The 15,444-nt window shown below is 64.6% G+C and carries 14 protein-coding genes and 1 pseudogene; 7 read left to right on the top strand and 8 right to left on the bottom strand.

The features are described from left to right. Positions 1 to 203: 203 nt before the first annotated feature. The gene (nasA, locus tag Har1131_RS02630; RefSeq protein ID WP_151144961.1) at positions 204 to 2,309 is read right to left on the bottom strand and encodes an assimilatory nitrate reductase NasA; all 2,106 of its coding nucleotides are present in this window, start codon (positions 2,307 to 2,309) and stop codon (positions 204 to 206) included. A 177-nt stretch (positions 2,310 to 2,486) separates the two neighbouring features. Between nasA and Har1131_RS02625 the strand changes: the two are divergent. Then, a pseudogene (locus tag Har1131_RS02625) lies at positions 2,487 to 3,823 on the top strand (glutamate-1-semialdehyde 2,1-aminomutase). A gap of 1 nt (position 3,824) precedes the next feature. Then, on the top strand, positions 3,825 to 4,640 hold the full coding sequence (locus Har1131_RS02620) for a hypothetical protein (RefSeq protein WP_151144958.1): 816 nt from the start codon (positions 3,825 to 3,827) through the stop codon (positions 4,638 to 4,640). Positions 4,641 to 4,726: 86 nt separating this feature from the next. On the opposite strand, the gene Har1131_RS02615 is transcribed toward Har1131_RS02620, so the two are convergent. Continuing rightward, positions 4,727 to 5,836: a PAS domain S-box protein gene (locus Har1131_RS02615; RefSeq protein ID WP_014041654.1), complete on the bottom strand. Its 1,110-nt coding sequence runs from the start codon at positions 5,834 to 5,836 to the stop codon at positions 4,727 to 4,729. A gap of 238 nt (positions 5,837 to 6,074) precedes the next feature. Here Har1131_RS02615 and Har1131_RS02610 point away from each other — a divergent pair, with 238 nt between their 5' ends. Then, on the top strand, positions 6,075 to 6,929 hold the full coding sequence (locus tag Har1131_RS02610; protein WP_014041655.1) for a ribose-phosphate diphosphokinase: 855 nt from the start codon (positions 6,075 to 6,077) through the stop codon (positions 6,927 to 6,929). Positions 6,930 to 6,993: 64 nt separating this feature from the next. Here the strand turns inward: Har1131_RS02610 and ileS are convergent, their stop codons facing one another. Next, the gene (gene ileS / locus Har1131_RS02605) at positions 6,994 to 10,251 is read right to left on the bottom strand and encodes an isoleucine--tRNA ligase (RefSeq protein ID WP_151144955.1); all 3,258 of its coding nucleotides are present in this window, start codon (positions 10,249 to 10,251) and stop codon (positions 6,994 to 6,996) included. A 52-nt stretch (positions 10,252 to 10,303) separates the two neighbouring features. Beyond that, on the bottom strand, positions 10,304 to 10,495 hold the full coding sequence (locus Har1131_RS02600; protein ID WP_023843467.1) for a hypothetical protein: 192 nt from the start codon (positions 10,493 to 10,495) through the stop codon (positions 10,304 to 10,306). An 84-nt stretch (positions 10,496 to 10,579) separates the two neighbouring features. On the opposite strand from Har1131_RS02600, the gene Har1131_RS02595 reads away from it, so the two are divergent. Genes Har1131_RS02595 through Har1131_RS02585 form a run of 3 tightly spaced genes read left to right on the top strand, consistent with a single transcriptional unit; the run spans position 10,580 to position 12,437 of the window. After that, the gene (locus tag Har1131_RS02595) at positions 10,580 to 11,203 is read left to right on the top strand and encodes a uracil-DNA glycosylase family protein (protein WP_044952092.1); all 624 of its coding nucleotides are present in this window, start codon (positions 10,580 to 10,582) and stop codon (positions 11,201 to 11,203) included. A gap of 34 nt (positions 11,204 to 11,237) precedes the next feature. Further along, positions 11,238 to 11,666: an HIT family protein gene (locus Har1131_RS02590; RefSeq protein WP_058990859.1), complete on the top strand. Its 429-nt coding sequence runs from the start codon at positions 11,238 to 11,240 to the stop codon at positions 11,664 to 11,666. Between the two features lie 42 nt (positions 11,667 to 11,708). Beyond that, entirely contained in the window at positions 11,709 to 12,437 is a 729-nt protein-coding gene (locus Har1131_RS02585) for a ParA family protein (RefSeq protein ID WP_151144952.1), read from the top strand. Here Har1131_RS02585 and Har1131_RS02580 read toward each other — a convergent pair. Further along, on the bottom strand, positions 12,434 to 12,808 hold the full coding sequence (locus Har1131_RS02580; RefSeq protein WP_151144949.1) for a universal stress protein: 375 nt from the start codon (positions 12,806 to 12,808) through the stop codon (positions 12,434 to 12,436). The genes Har1131_RS02585 and Har1131_RS02580 overlap by 4 nt on opposite strands. A 391-nt stretch (positions 12,809 to 13,199) precedes the next feature. On the opposite strand from Har1131_RS02580, the gene Har1131_RS02575 reads away from it, so the two are divergent. Beyond that, a complete protein-coding gene (locus Har1131_RS02575; RefSeq protein WP_014041661.1) occupies positions 13,200 to 13,937 on the top strand; it encodes a ribonuclease H-like domain-containing protein in 738 nt (245 codons plus the stop codon). Positions 13,938 to 14,037: 100 nt separating this feature from the next. On the opposite strand, the gene Har1131_RS02570 is transcribed toward Har1131_RS02575, so the two are convergent. The 3 genes from Har1131_RS02570 to Har1131_RS02565 form a co-directional block, all read right to left on the bottom strand. Next, positions 14,038 to 14,343, bottom strand: coding sequence for a hypothetical protein (locus Har1131_RS02570; protein WP_023843468.1), 306 nt, complete (start codon positions 14,341 to 14,343; stop codon positions 14,038 to 14,040). 149 nt (positions 14,344 to 14,492) lie between these two features. Next, the gene (locus tag Har1131_RS21595) at positions 14,493 to 14,660 is read right to left on the bottom strand and encodes a hypothetical protein (RefSeq protein WP_014041663.1); all 168 of its coding nucleotides are present in this window, start codon (positions 14,658 to 14,660) and stop codon (positions 14,493 to 14,495) included. A gap of 120 nt (positions 14,661 to 14,780) precedes the next feature. Then, a complete protein-coding gene (locus Har1131_RS02565; protein ID WP_191907486.1) occupies positions 14,781 to 15,413 on the bottom strand; it encodes a rhomboid family intramembrane serine protease in 633 nt (210 codons plus the stop codon). Between the last annotated feature and the right edge of the window lie 31 nt (positions 15,414 to 15,444).

Raw genomic sequence — 15,444 nt, 5'->3', positions numbered from 1 at the left:
CCATTTAATAACAGTAACCGTTTACAGAACGGCTATTCTACCCAGACTGAGTGGATAGACCGCAAATATATCATCGGATATCCCCTGTTTAAGGACATTGAACGCCCAGCGGACGGGGGAATAATTGGACATATTTAGATTACTTCGGACGGCGATGGAGAAGCGCGTGTCGACGAACCGTCGGGGCCGCGCCCGATATCGGCTCAGTCGGCCGTGGCGGGCGGGAGTTCAGCCTCGGCGGCGACGAGGCGGGCGGCACACTGCTTGAAGTTCGGTTCGTCGGACTGGGGGTCGCGGTCCGAAAGCGTCAGCCGGTTCGTTGCCGGGTGGTGAATGGGGAGCCACACCATCCCCTCGGGGACGCCCTCGTCGCGGTCGATGGCGACCGTCGCGGAGCCACGGCGGGTCTCGACGGTCAGCCGGTCGTCGGTGACGAGGCCGCTGTGTTCCTCGACGGTCTCGGGGTGGATGCGGGCCACCAGCGTGCCGGCCTCGCCCCCGCGGGACCGGACGCCGGTGTTATACCTGTCGGCCTCGCGGGCCGTGGTCAGCGTCAGTGGGTAGTTGTCGTCGGTCGGCTCCGGGAGCGACTCCTGGCGGCCCGTCGAGAACTGTGCGCGGCCGGAGGCGGTGGGGAACGACCACGACTCGTCGTCGTAGTAGCGGTAGCCGCCCGAACTCACCCCGTCGGGCGCGGGCCACCTGACGGCGTGGCTGTCGTCGAGGCGTTCGTAGGTGATGCCCGAGCAGTCGGCGACTGTCCCCTCGGTGAGGGCGGTGAACTCGTCGAAGACGTCCGAGGGGTCCGGCGACGTGCTCTCGAACAGGCCGGGGAACAGCCGCGAGCCGATGGTGGCGATGATGTCCAGATCCGGCCTGACGCCGCTTGGCAGGTCAGTCGCCGACCGGACCCGGGAGATGGTCCGCTCCATGTTCGTCGTCGTCCCGTCGCTCTCGCCCCACGTCGCGGCGGGCAGGACCACGTCGGCGATTTCCGTCGTTTCGGTGTGGAAGGCGTCCTGCACGACGACGAAGGCGTCTTCGAGCGTCTCGCGCACAGAGTCGGCCTCGGGCATCCCGGCAACGGGATTGGTGGCGACGGCCCAGACGGCGTCTGGCTCGCCTTCGAGCATCCCGACAGGGCCGGGGCCGGTGTCGTCGGGGAGGCGGTCGACCGGTACGCCCCAGTGGTCGGCAACGAGGCGGCGGTGGTCCGGGTCCTCGAAGGCCCGCTGGCCGGGCCAGGACCCCTTCGAGGAGCAGATGCGGGTCCCCATCGAGTTGGCCTGGCCGGTCAGCGAGAACGGGCCACCACCGGGCCGGAGGTTCCCCGTCGCCAGCGTCAGGTCGATGAGCGCCCGGGCGGTCTCGGTCCCCTGGACGTGCTGATTGATGCCCATGCCCCAGTAGACCAGCGCTTGCTGGTCCATCGCGTCGGCCAGCAGGTCCACCTGGGCCATCTCGACACCGGCCTCGGCTGCCGCGTCGGCGGCGTCGGGCAGGGTCGCGAGCAGGTCGTCGAATCCCTCGGTTGCTGCGTCGACGAACTCGCGGTCGACCCGCCCCGTTTCGACGATGCGGGCGAGGACGGCCCGGGCCAGCGCGAGGTCCTTCCCCGGGTCGGGCGCGACGTGGTGCTCGGAGTTCTCTGCGGTCTCGGAGCGGACGGGGTCGACGACGATGATTTCGACGCCATCCTCGTCAGCAGACTGCTGAATCCAGCGGAACATCACGGGGTGGGCGACCGCCGGGTTCGCCCCCCAGACGACGTGTCGGTCGGCGTCGCTGATGTCGGCGTAGGTACACGGCGGCGCGTCGCTGCCGAAGGCCTGGTAGTAGGCGGTGACGGCGCTGGCCATACACAGCGTCGTGTTGGCGTCGTAGTTGCGCGTCCCGAAGCCGCCGCGGGCGACTTTCCCCAGCGCGTAGGCGGCCTCGTTGGTCTGCTGACCGCTTCCGAGGACGGCGACCGAATCGGGGTCCCGCTGGTGGACGGCCTGAAGCCCCTCGACCGCGCGGGCCAGCGCCACGTCCCACTGGGTCTGACGGAGTTCGCCGTCGCTGCGGACCATCGGTCGGGTGAGCCACTCGCCGTCGGGGGCCTTGCTCTCCCGGAGGCCACGCGCACAGGCGAGTCCCTGACTGACCGGATGGGCGGCGTCGCCACGAACAGCGTCGATACCGTACCCTTCGTCAGCGCCCTGGTGCATGTGGCCACAGCCAACGGCACACCGCATACACGTCGTCGGTACCCAGTCGCTCACAGCCGCCCACGCGCCGTCAAGACGCCCATTTGTCCAATTTGGCATGATATCGAAGTACGTTCGGATGCCATTATCGTAATTACATAGATGAATACGCACCGTATAACAGTGACTCTTTACGAAATATTTATTTTACCGGTGAACGCATGACATCCGTCCACTAGGTCGGTGGGACCGCGAGCTAACAACAGTTTCTTTCTGACAGCGGTCAAACGGCAGCGTATGAACCACGAGCAGTCGCGAGCGCTGTACGACCGCGCCCTGTCGGTGCTGTCGGGCGGCGTCAACTCCTCCGTGCGAGCGACACGGCCCTACCCGTTCTTCGTCGAGAAAGGGGACGGCGGGCACGTCATCGACGCCGACGGGAACCGATACATCGATTTCGTCATGGGCTACGGTCCGCTGCTGCTGGGCCACAGCCTGCCCGAGCAGGTCCAATCAGCCATCCAGCGACACGCCGCTGAGGGGCCGATGTACGGCGCGCCGACCGAAGTCGAGGTCGAACTGGCCGAGTTCGTCACCCGGCACGTCCCCAGTGTCGAGATGCTGCGGTTCGTCAACAGCGGGACCGAGGCGACGGTCTCGGCGGTCCGACTGGCTCGTGGCTACACGGGGCGGGACAAAATCGTCGTGATGCAGAGTGGCTACCACGGGGCACAGGAGTCCACGCTGGTCGAGGGCGAGGGCGACCACACGGCCCCGTCCAGCCCCGGCATCCCCGAGAGCTTCGCTGAGCACACCCTGACCGTGCCGTTCAACGACGAGGAAGCCGCCCACGAGGTGTTCGAGGAACACGGCGACGACATCGCCGCGGTGCTCACCGAACCCATCCTCGGGAACTACGGCATCGTCCACCCGGTCGAGGGCTACCACGACACGCTCCGGGAACTGTGTGACGACCACGGCTCCCTGCTTATTTTCGACGAGGTCATCACCGGCTTCCGCGTCGGCGGCCTCCAGTGTGCCCAGGGCGCGTTCGACATCGACCCCGACATCACCACGTTCGGGAAGATTGTCGGCGGCGGCTTCCCGGTCGGGGCAATCGGTGGCAAAAGCGAGATCATCGAGCAGTTCACCCCTGCCGGCGATGTGTTCCAGTCCGGAACGTTCTCTGGCCACCCCGTGACGATGGCGGCCGGTCTGGAGACGTTACGGTATGCGGCTGAACACGACGTATACGACCACGTCAACGAGCTCGGCGACCGGCTCCGAGCGGGACTGCAGGACATCCTCGAAGACCAGGCCCCGAGTACACCGTCGTCGGCCGGGACTCGATGTTCAAGGTCATCTTCACCCGCGACGGGCCTGATTCCTTCGACGGACATTGCGAGGCTGGCTGCCGGCAGCGGGAGTCCTGTCCACGCTTCGACTACTGTCCGAAGACCGGCCACGACGTGACACAGGCCGAGACCGAGCGGTGGGAGCGCCTGTTCTGGCCTGCGATGAAAGACCAGGGCGTGTTCCTCACGGCGAACCAGTTCGAGTCACAGTTCATCTGTGATGCCCACACAGGTGAAGACATAGAGAATGCGCTCGAAGCATACAAAGAGGCGATATGAGGTGAGCGACGACGACATCGCACTGTCCGAGAAGCGAATGTACGGGGCGAAACGTCCGGAGACCCACGCGTACGTCGCGTCGGGACTGGGCGTCACCCGCGTCGAGACGGCCGGCGGCCAGATCGGGCGGTTCAGCCTGAGCGAACGGTGCAATGCCCGTGATGTGGCCGGCGCAAGCGGCGAAGTCGCGGTCGCCACCGACGAGGACGTGCTCGTGTTGACCGACGACGGCTTCGTTCCGACTGGGTTCGGGCCAGCCACCGCCGTCGGCTACGACGGCGACGGACTGCTCGCAGCCGGCGACGGCCGCGTCGCTCGGTACGACGGGGAGTGGCGAGACGTCGGCGAAATCGCGGACGTCCGTGCCATCGACGGCGACCACCTCGCCGCGGCCGAGGGCGTGTACGCCCTCCCGTCGCTCGACCGACTCGGCCTGGTGGACGTGGTCGACGTAGCCGGTGACTACGCCGCGACCGAGAGCGGGCTGTACCGCTACGAAAGCGGGAGCACCGACAGCGACGGCGAGTGGACCGAGGTCCGGTCGGGCCGACACTTGGCAGTTGCAAGCGACGGTGAGCAGGTCCATGCCGCCGCGGCGGACGGCCTGTACGAACTGACAGCCGGCGCGTGGGAGCCCTGCACGTTGCCAGCGACCGAGCGCGTCGTCGACGTGACCTACGGCGACGACACCTACGCGATCACCGAGAACGGGACCTTCCTCGTCGCAACCGCGGCCGAGGCGACCGCCGACGGACAGGGCGGCTGGCGACAGCGCTCGCTGGGCGTCCCCGACGTCGTTGGCGTCGCTGTGGCCTGATTCGATCAGTAGTATCTAAGCGGGACTTCGCGGTTCTATCCGGCCTTCATGGCAATAGATCAGTATCGACCGGCGTCCATGCACTCTTACTGCGGTATTTGCTGTCTGTCGGCCTCTTTCAAAATAATGCCGTAGCCACGGAGCGCTCCGGACTCGTCAAAGCTCGCAGAGAGCGTCATGTCTGTCCAGCAGCGCGTGCCGTCCTGACGGATCTGTAACCCTTCGTGGGAGACGGTCCCGTCTGTTTTCGCGGTATCGAGGAGTTGCTCGGGAAGGCCGTTCGCCAGATCAGACTCCTCGAAGAACGTCGAAACGTGCGCTCCGATGATTTCCTCCGCGTTATAGCCAGTGAATTGTTGAGCACCGTCGTTCCAGCGAGTGACGTAGCCCTCATGGTCGAGGGTGAAAAAGGCGTGGTCGTCCATGGCATCGATAAGAACGTCGAACTGAGTGCTCTGTCCCACCAACTGCGTCCGTTCGGGGGTGATGTCCCGCGCCGTACACACGAGTACCCCGTCGTCAGCGTGAGCCAGGCGATGGTTCGTAACGAGCCTGTCGCCGTCTTTCATCAGTCGAACTGTTTCACCCGACCAGTACTCGTTTTCTTTGACCGCTGGGATGATGTCGTTCTCTAGCCGGTCCGCTTCATCGTCGTGGTACAGAATTGTCCAGGGCTCGCCGGCCAGTTCATCCTGCTCGTATCCAAATAGGTCCGCAAAGGCAGGGTTCACATACGAAAACGTCCCGTCCGGGTCGATGAGGCTGATCCCTTCGCTGGCAGTCTTCATCGCCCTGTAGCTACGGTCGATTGTACGGACGGCACGGTAGCGTTCGACAAGGTTCGTGATTCGATTGGCCAGGATCGCGTACTGGTCAGTCCCATGCTCTTTCTGGATGTACTCCGTCACGCCGGCCGTGATAGCTTCGCTCGCGATCTCTTCGCTCCCTTTGCCAGTAAAAAGGATGAACGGCAGGTCAGGAGACTGTTCGCGGACTGCAGCCAGGAACTCCAGCCCGTCCATTACTGGCATATCATAGTCCGAGACGATACAATCGATGTTCTCCGCCCGAAGAATCGCAAGACCGTCAGTACCGTTCGTTGCCGTTTGAACTTCGAGCCGTTCGTTTTCCCGTTCGAGGAACTGGGCGGTCAAATCCGCAAAATCAGGTTCGTCATCTAAATGTAATACCTTCATGATTTTGGAGGGACTGCGCTGTTCGTACTTTGGAATCGAGCAGAGATAAATACCTCAGCTAGTTGTAAATAATATTATGAAAATATATCATTGTATCGGAAAATAGGCATGGTCACACAAGTTACATGAGTGTTGTCGCTATGGGTGTCAATTACAATGCACAGTTGTCTGAAGGGAGAGTCAGCCACGATGTCGGGGAATCGAAAAGAGGTTTAGCCCGGACAGCCACCCACCGCACATGATTATCCCCGGGGCGGACACGCAGGCGTTCGCGGCGACCCTCGCCGAGGCGACGGGCGAGCGGCTTGGACGGGTCGAGTACGAACGGTTTCCCGACGGTGAGCACGTCGTCCGGGTGCCCGAAGCCGTCTCCGGTGAGCGTGCCGTCGTCGTCGCATCCACTGTCGACAGCGACGCGCACCTCCAGTTGCTCCAGTTGCAGGACGCGGCCCGCGAAAGCGGCGCGAGCGAGGTCATCACCGTCATCCCGTACATGGGCTACGCCCGTCAGGACGAGGCGTTCAAGCCTGGCGAACCGGTCTCCTCGCGGGCGATGGCCCGCGCCATTTCGACGGGAACCGACCGTGTACTGACCGTAAATCCCCACGAACCGGCCGTCTGTGATTTCTTCGACGTGCCAGCCACCAACGTCGACGCGGCGAGTGTTCTCGCCGACCCGCTGCCTGCGGACCTGACGAACCCCCTCTTTCTCTCGCCCGACGAAGGCGCAATCGCCCTCGCGACGACGGTCCGGGACGCGTACGGCGAGGGTGAGACGGACTTCTTCGAGAAGGATCGGGACTACGACACCGGCGACATCGAGATCAGCCCCAGCGACGCGCCGGTCGAGGGCCGTGATGTGGTGCTGGTCGATGATATCATCGCCACGGGGTCGACGATGAGCGAGTCCGTTGGCGTCCTCGACGACCGCGACGCCGAACGGGTGTTCGTCACCTGTATCCACCCGATGCTCGCCAGCAACGCCCTGACGAAGCTCAACAGCGCCGGCGTCGAAGCCGTCTACGGCACGGACACGCTTGAACGCGCCGTCAGCGAGGTCAGCGCCGCACCGGTCGTCGCCGAAGAGCTGTAGACACCGGTGCTGAAACACGAGGGGCAAAAAAAACCCCGCTCGTTGTAACGCGACTGCGTGCCGCTTAATCCGACGCCTCAGCCGCGGCGACCGGTGCTATCGCGATTTCCATCTCAATCCCTTCGACGTCCCACGTTTTTCGATGGCCGTCCTCGACGCCGCCGAGTTCGTCAGCCCGAACCTCCTCTTTGATGAGCGCCTCGTGCTCGCGGACCAGCGAATCCACGCGCTCGTCGTCGATTGCCAGGTCCACGACGATGCGCTCCTCGATATCGAGTTCGAGGTCCTTTCGCATCTCTTGCACGCGGCGGATGACCTCGCGGGCGTACCCCTCGCTCTCGATGCCTTCGGTGAGCGCCGTGTCGACGTAGACGACGCCGCCGCCATCGAGCGCAGCGAACTCCGTCCCGGTGACGCCCTCGGGGGTCTCGCGGCGGAACTCGACCATCTCCTCGGTGAGGTCGACGTCCTCGCCGAGTGCTTCGCTCACTGTGCCTTCGAGGGTATCGAGTGACTGCTCGCCGACGCGGGCCTCGTTGAGCGCGTTCATGACGCGGCCGGCGTCGTCGCCGAAGGCCGGGCCGAGTTCGCTCATGTCGGCCTCGGCGGAGTACTGGAGTTCGCCCCACTCCTCGTCAGCGCCGACGACCTCGACGGCGCGGGCGTTGAGCCGGTCGGCGATGATGGCCTCCTGTGCGCGGACCGCGTCGGCCACGTCGTCGCTGTCGACGTCGACGACGACGCGGGTGACGGGCCAGCGGAGCTTGCGTTCGGCCTGCTGGCGGGCATTCGAGCCCGCTTCCTCGACCTCGCGGACGACCTCGATTTCGCGTTCGAGCGCAGGGTCGTGCAGGTCGGCGTCGACCTCGGGCCAGTCACACATGTGGACCGTCGGGTTGCCGGCGTCGCCGGTGAGTGCGCCGTACACCTGCTCGGCGACGAACGGCGTGAACGGGGCAAACAGCGCGGCCACGGATTCGAGCACGCGGTAGAGCGTGGCGTAGGCGGCCTGCTTCGAGGCGCTGTCCTCTTCTTCCCACATCCGCTCGCGGACGACCTGAATGTAGAACCGGGAAACGTCTTCGACGACGAATTCGAGCAGTTCGTCGACCGCCTTGTCGTTCTCGAAGTCGTCCATCGAGTCGGTCATCGCCTCGGTCACGGTCTGAAGCCTGGAGAGGACCCACTCGTCGACGAGTTCGAGGTCTTCGCGGACATCCTCGACTGTGGTCTCCTCCGGATTGAAATCATCCGCACGCATGTACGGCAGCGGGAAGCGCGCGACGTTCCAGAGGATGTTGAGCCGCCGTTGCATCTCGGCGGTCTCCTCCCAGGAGAAGTTCATGTCCTCGCCCTGGGCAGTCACCGACAGCAGGAACAGCCGCATCGGGTCGCGGCCGTGCTTCTCGATGACCTCGTGGGGATCGATGAGGACGCCCTTGGACTTGGACATGCCGCGGCCGTCGGGCATGTTGGCGTAGCCGTGCATCAGCACCTGCTTGTACGGAATCTCACCGGTGGCGGCGGTGCTCATGCCCAGTTGCGACCAGAACCAGCCGCGGGTCTGGTCGTGGGCCTCCATGATGAGGTCGGCGGGCCACAGCTCCTCGAAGTCCTCAGTCTGTTCGGGGTAGTCGACGGTCCCCCACGTCGCCACGGAGGAGTCGAGCCAGACGTCGAACACGTCGCCGACGCGGGTGTAGGTCGTGCCGTCCTCGGTGATGGTGAGGTCGTCGACCGTGCCCTTGTGGAGGTCGACGTTTTCGGGGTCGATGTCCTGGTCGACCCGCTCGGCAAGTTCCTCGCGGTCGCCGACGACGATGGCGTCGTCCATGTCACCGGACCAGTCTTCAGGGAGCCAGATGGGGATCGGGATGCCCCAGTAGCGCTGCCGCGAGACGTTCCAGTCCGGCGCGTCCTCAACGAAGTCCCGGAAGCGGTTGTCTCGCGCCCACTGCGGGTACCACTCGCTGTCCTCGATATTCGCAAGCAGTTCGTCCTTGATGTCGGTCACCGTGATGAACCACTGGTCGGTAACGATACGGACGATGTCGGTGTCACAGCGCCAGCACTGCCCTTCGCGGACGGTGTGGCCAGATTCACTGGAGAGCAGGACGCCGTTCTCGTCGAGGTCGTCGATGACCTCGTCGTTGGCGTCGCGGACGAACGTCCCTGCGTACTTGCCCGCGTCGTCGGTGTAAACGCCGTCGCTCCCGACCGGACAGAAGATTTCGAGGTCGAGTTCCTGTCCGCGCTCGAAGTCCTCCTCACCGTGGCCGGGCGCGGAGTGGACGAGACCCGTGCGGTCGGCCTCGACGTAGTCGGCGGTATACACCTGCCCAGAGCCCTCGCCTTGGGCGTGGTCCGGCACTTCCTCGGCCAGCGGGTGCTCGTACGCCCAGCCGACCATCTCCTCGCCGGACAGTTCCTCGACGACCTCGTAGTCGTCGTACCGGCCGGCCTTCAGCACGTCCTCGACGCAGGCCTCGGCGACGTAGAGCCGTTCGGTATCACCGTCTTTCTCAGCGTCGACGCCCACGTAGTCGAGGTCACCGTCGACGGCGACGAAGGTGTTGGCGACGATTGTCCAGGGCGTCGTCGTCCAGATGACCAGACTGCCCTCGCGGCTCGCGGTTTCACCGCTCGCTCGTTCCGAGGTCTCGCTCCGCTCGCCCTCGCGGTCCGCCAGCGGGAACTTGACGTAAATCGACGGCTTGCCAACGTCGTGGTACTCGACCTCGTTGTTGGCGATGCCAGTTTCACAGCGCGGACACTGGTTGATAGAGCGCTGGCCCTGTTCGACGAGGCCGCGCTCGTGAGCCTGCTGGAAGCCCCACCAGGCGGCCTCCATGTACTCTGGATTGACCGTCTTGTAGGGGTCGTCCCAGTCCATCCAGACGCCGAAGTCCTGGAAGTCCGTCTGGAGGCCTTCGAGTTGCTCCTCGGCGAAGTCTTTGCACTCCTCGATGAAGTTCTCCTCACCGAACTGCTCGATGTCTTTCTTGTTCTCGAAGTCGAGGCGCTCCTCGACTTTCGTCTCGATGGGGAGGCCGTGCATGTCATAGCCCGGCCGGTCAGTGACGTTGTAGCCCTGCATCCGCAGGTAGCGGATGTAACAGTCCTTCAGGGTCTTGTTCCACGTCGTCCCCATGTGGGCCGCGCCGGAGGTGTAGGGCGGCCCGTCAACGAAGAAGTAGTCCTCGCCGTCGGCCCGGTGGGCCTTCGTCTGCTCGTAGGCGTCGACGTCGTCCCAGTACTCGAAGACCCCGTCCTCGACGGCGTCGGGGTTGTACTGGTCGTCGACAGCGGCGAAACGTTCCATACCGGCACATTCGCCGCCTCCAATAAAGGACAATCGGTTGTATGTGTGCTGTTCAGGGCTCGCGCTCACGCTGGAGGAGCAAGCTGACCGTCTCGCCGGTCTTGTCTGTGAGCGGAGCGGCGACATGCCACCCCTCGGCTCCGAGTTCGTTCAGTTGTTCGACCGGCGGCGTGACCTCGCCGCCGAGTCCGGCGATCATGACATCACTGTCAACCTCGATAGTGCGGTACTCGTAGGAGGGCATACAGATGCTGGAGCGGCCACCGGCGATAAACGTCTTGTGGTGGCGACCGCCACGGCTTTGCCGCCGACGGCCGTGCCAGCGCATGTGCCAGCGTTCCCGACCGACGAGCAGCAAAACGCCCTCACAGAGGACTGCCGACGCTGCCCGGAACTCGCCGAGAGCCGGACCTGTATCTCGTGGGGCAACGGCCCGCCGTCGGCCGACCTCGTGGTCATCGGCGAAGCACCGGCTGACGGCGACCCGGAAGCCGAGCAGTGGCGGGGCGGCAACCTGACCGGGATGGCCTACACCTCGCGGCGCTCCGGCCGGAAAATCCGGCAGGTGCTCGCCGACGCCGGGTTCGGCCACGACGACTGCTACTACACCAACGCCGTGAAGTGCCATCCGCCGGAGAACCGCGACCCGACCGACGCGGAGTTGGCGAACTGCCGCCCCTACCTCGTCGAGGAAGTCGAAGCAATCGAGCCAGCGGCGGTGCTGACCACCGGCAAGCACGCGACGAAGACCGTGCTGGCGCTGGACGACGACAGCCTCGACGGGTTTCTCGACAGCGTGCTCGACCCGCTGCAGAGCGAGGCGCTGAGCGTTCCCGTGGTCCCGCTGCTCCACCCCTCGTATCAGGAGGTCTGGCTCTCGCGGCTGGGCTACAGTTACGACGAGTACACGGCGGCCATCGCCGACACGGTCACCAGTGTCGATGACACCTAGAACCTTCTTGTGACCGCCGGACACAGGGACGACCATGAGCGAGGACTGCATCTTCTGCCAGATTGTCGCCGGTGACATCCCGAGCCGAACCGTCTACGAGGACGACACCGTGTTCGCGTTCCTCGATGCAAATCCCCTCTCGCCGGGGCACACGCTCGTCATCCCGAAGGCCCACCACGAACGGCTGAACGACACGCCCGCCGACGTGGCCGGCGAGGTGCTGTCGACCCTGCACGAACTCGTCCCCGCCGTCGAGGCGGCCGTCGACGCCCCCGCCAGCACGGTCGCGTTCAACAACGGCGAGGCGGCCGGCCAGGAAGTCCCGCACGTCCACGGCCACATCATCCCGCGGTTCGAAGACGACGGCGGCCGGCCGATCCACGCGCTGGTCAACGACCGTCCTGACCTCTCCGACGACGAACTAGACGACATCGAGGACGATATCGTGGCCGAACAGGCGTAAAATTCCGTATCTTTTTATCGAAAGATAATCCAACAGCGACGCATGGGGGTTCCGACGCTCGCGTTCATAGGGTGTACCGGTGGGGCTGGAACGACCAGGCTGACAGTCGAGACGGCGGCGACGCTGGCCCGGGGTGGGCGGTCCGTCGCCGTCGTCGACGCGGCCTTCGGCACGCAGGGGCTGGCAACGTACGTCGACGGGCGGCTCGACGCCGACGTGACTGCGGTGGCCGTCGGCGACGTGCCGGTCGACAGCGCGCTGTTCGAGTGGGATATCGACGCCGACGGGCGGGTTGCGCTCTGTCCGGCCCACGCGCCGTTCGAGCGCCTCGCGCGAGCGAAGTCAGCCGAGAGCGCACAGACGCTCGAACGGGCTATCGAAGAGGTGGCCGGCCGGTTCGACCACGTCCTGCTCGACGTGCCGCCGATTGCGTCGAATCAGGCCGTCGCCGCTGCCACGACCGCACAGCGGCGGGCGCTCGTGGTGCCGGCCAGCCGGCGCGGCGGCGACCTCCTTCCGAGACAGCAGGGCCGGCTTCGAGACATCGGTGCGCCGGCCACAGCCGTCGTCGCGACGCGTGTCCACGGCGATGACAGCGAACCCGTCGAGGACGCCGCACACACGGTTCCGCACATCGGCGCGGGCGCACCCAGACCACTTGCGACGGACCCCGACTCCGATGTCGCACCGACCGTCGCCGCGATGGCCGAGGACCTGCTCGATGTCGACCTCGGCCTGACCTTCGAGGACGACGGCCTGTTCTCCCGCTAGGGAAATGGGAGGACGATGACCGGGCGGTCAACGCGGGTCAGGAGGTCCCGGGCGGTCGAGCCGATACCATCGCTGTCGTCGGTCCCGCGGTTCGGGCCGATGAGGAGTTCGTCCGGGTCGTGTTCGTCAACCGCCGCCAGTATCTCCGTCACGGGCTCACCGTCTTTCGTTTCCGTTACGGGCATAAACGACGCGAGTCGCGAGCGGGCGACATTGACTGCGTCACCCGCGTCACGCGGCGGAGCATCGGGGTCGCGGACGGCGACCACGACGATGTCGTCATCAGCTGCCGGATCGAGGCGCTTCTGGAGGTAGTCAGCGGCGGCCGCAGTGACGTGAACCGAGTTGGTGGCGAGCAGAAACGTCGTCATGGGCTACACTGTGGCGTCGCTCGGCTTCGTGCTTTCGCTCGTCAGCAGCGCACCACAGCGAAGGACAACTATACAGATAGCAACAGAATCGGGGCGTAGCATACACATAGCGGCTGGCTACTCATATACGGGACTCCTTGCGAAGCCATGCCCCTATCCGAAACCCCGGACCCGGTACGGTTCGTCTGTCCGTTCTGTGAGCGGACGTTCGGCCGGCCCCAGTCAGTGTGTGATAGCTGCGATAGCACAGTCGTCGTCTCCGTGGAAAGTCAATCAGTGTACAACAGCATCCTTCCGATGTGTGGACATTAGGCGGGGTGGGACATGACGCTCCGGTGGCCTGTCACGCGCACCGACGGGCTTACATACAGCCCAACCTGTACCCGAGAGCGTGCGCGTCGAGAACAGTTTCATCGGAACCGACGGCGTCGGGGAGAAGACCGAGCGGTCCATCTGGGAGCAGGGCGTGACTCACTGGGACGAGTTCGAACCGTCCGTCGTCGGCGGCCAGCGCGGCGACCGAATCCAACAGTTCATTGACGAGGGGCGGGACCGCGTGGCCGAGACCGACGTGTCCTACTTCGACCACGCGTTTCCCAGCAGCGAGCGCTGGCGACTGTACGAGACCTTCCGCGAGCGGGCCTGTTTCTTCGACATCGAGACGACCGGACTCGATCAGGACCGCAATCAGGTGACGACGGTGAGCCTCCATCAGGACGGGGAGACGCAGACGCTCATCGCCGGTGACGACCTGACCGCCGAGAACCTCCGGGCCGCCTTCGACGGCGCGGACCTGCTGGTGACGTTCAACGGCAAGCGATTCGACGTGCCCTTCCTCGAAGCGAACTTCGATGTCAATCTCGACCGCCCACATCTGGACCTGATGTACACCTGCAAGAAAATCGGGCTCTCCGGCGGCCTCAAGCAGGTCGAGCAGGACATCGGCATCGAACGGGACCGACCGGACATCTCTGGCCGGGACGCGGTGCGGCTCTGGCGGGAACACGAACAGGGCCGAGACGGTGCACTCGAAACGCTGGTGTCGTACAACCGGGAGGATACAGTGAACCTCAAGACGCTGGCCGAGACAGCCACCGAGCGGCTTGACGAGCAGGTTTTCGTCGGTTGACAAACCGGTCGTGAACCGTCACCATACCCCCATTGTTTCGAGTGGAGTGTGGAAGTGTGACGGAATATCAAATGATCCTGGTGAACCCAGGCGTATCGAGTTATCGACTCCAGAAGGGCGTATGCCCGTGTCCGAGAACGATAGAAGCGACGTGCCAGGCAACAAGTTCGAGGAACAGCGCCGTATCCTGTCCGGTGCCGACGCCGTAGAGCGACGGGAGATACAACAGCGGCAGTAGTACGGCTCCCCAGAACGCGAACGGTCGGACACCGACGAGCGTCACGGTCCAGACTCCGTGGACCGCAAACACGAGCGTGTCGAGGTATCGGCCGGCGTCCGTCGGTCGTAATCTATCGGTGTCGCTCCGTTGGGGCAGCGGGGGGCTATCGCTGCTCGATGACCCCACTGTCACTCACCCTGTCTGGCCTTGGTATCATTGGTCGAAACAACAGTATACCGCACCTAATCGGTGGTTGTTACACATATAGGCGGCCGCTTCGGCGTGTCTATGTGTATTCACGTCCACGGTTTCTGTCATGTCTGTTCCAGCAGGAATCACACCGGATTCACCGCGCCCTCACAATCCGGACACGTCGCGAGCATCCGCGGCCAGTCGCCGGCCGTGTCGTACGCGATGACGAGATTCGCTGCGGGAATCCTCACGTCACAGACCGGACACCTCCCCAGCGGTGGGTCGGCCGTTTCTATGTCACTGTCCCACATACACTGCGCTACGCACTCAGTACATATTGTTACCAGGCACCTACGAAGTGTGGGGCCAGTTGTATCAGCAGCGTCCTATCAGAACGGGCGTGGCGAAGCTGTCTCGGAACGACGTGCTGCTCAGTAGTTGGCGGCCTCGGGCGTCTGTGACGAGTCCGTCGGCCGCAGCAGGTGGACGCGCCCGGCAAGGAACCCTAGCAAAAGGCCGGTGAAGTGTGCGATGAGCGCGACGCCAGGGTTTGCGGTCGCGAGGGTGATCGCGGCGGCAACAATGCCGGCCAGCGCCAACTGGACGCGCGGCGCGAGTTCGAAGCCCCCGATGACAGTGTCGGTCAGGCGATTGGCGGCGAGCAGATAGCCGAAGAGGGCAAACACCGCGCCGCTGGCCCCGAGCACGGAGACGTGGCTGACCATCCCGGGAACAAGCGGCCCGATGAGGCTGGTAATCGAGACCTGTGAGACGCCGGCGAGTGCGCCGGTCGAGACGAAGAAGACGTGAAACCGGAGCGGCGACGTCCGGCGTTCGAGGACGACGCCGGCGAGAGCCAATCCGACGGCGTTTGCGAGGAGATGTGACAGGCCAGCATGTGCGTACACGCTTGTAACGAGCGTCCAGGGACGACTGAACAACGGGGGCGAGAGGGCGAACAGGCTCCGCGGGGCGGTCACCACGCCGACGGCCTGCTGTGCGAGGAACACAGCACCGATGACCGCCAGCGTGACCACGGTTGGGCTTTGTCGCAACGGCTTCATTGTGCCGATATTGTCGCTCTCAACACAAGAA

This window comes from Haloarcula sp. CBA1131 (assembly GCF_008728975.1).
Classification (GTDB): domain Archaea; phylum Halobacteriota; class Halobacteria; order Halobacteriales; family Haloarculaceae; genus Haloarcula; species Haloarcula hispanica.
The sequence above is the reverse complement of the archived record's forward strand: the minus strand, read 5'-3'. Positions and strand labels throughout refer to the sequence as shown.

Excerpts from the sequence above, each read along its gene's own strand:
- Har1131_RS02565 (WP_191907486.1), bottom strand. The coding sequence starts at position 15,413 with ATGAAGCCGTTGCGACAAAGCCCAACCGTGGTCACGCTGGCGGTCATC.
- nasA (WP_151144961.1), bottom strand. The coding sequence starts at position 2,309 with ATGCCAAATTGGACAAATGGGCGTCTTGACGGCGCGTGGGCGGCTGTG.
- Har1131_RS02600 (WP_023843467.1), bottom strand. The coding sequence starts at position 10,495 with ATGCCCTCCTACGAGTACCGCACTATCGAGGTTGACAGTGATGTCATG.
- Har1131_RS02580 (WP_151144949.1), bottom strand. The coding sequence starts at position 12,808 with ATGACGACGTTTCTGCTCGCCACCAACTCGGTTCACGTCACTGCGGCC.
- ileS (WP_151144955.1), bottom strand. The coding sequence starts at position 10,251 with ATGGAACGTTTCGCCGCTGTCGACGACCAGTACAACCCCGACGCCGTC.
- Har1131_RS02590 (WP_058990859.1), top strand. The coding sequence starts at position 11,238 with ATGAGCGAGGACTGCATCTTCTGCCAGATTGTCGCCGGTGACATCCCG.
- Har1131_RS02610 (WP_014041655.1), top strand. The coding sequence starts at position 6,075 with ATGATTATCCCCGGGGCGGACACGCAGGCGTTCGCGGCGACCCTCGCC.
- Har1131_RS02585 (WP_151144952.1), top strand. The coding sequence starts at position 11,709 with ATGGGGGTTCCGACGCTCGCGTTCATAGGGTGTACCGGTGGGGCTGGA.
- Har1131_RS02615 (WP_014041654.1), bottom strand. The coding sequence starts at position 5,836 with ATGAAGGTATTACATTTAGATGACGAACCTGATTTTGCGGATTTGACC.
- Har1131_RS21595 (WP_014041663.1), bottom strand. The coding sequence starts at position 14,660 with ATGTGGGACAGTGACATAGAAACGGCCGACCCACCGCTGGGGAGGTGT.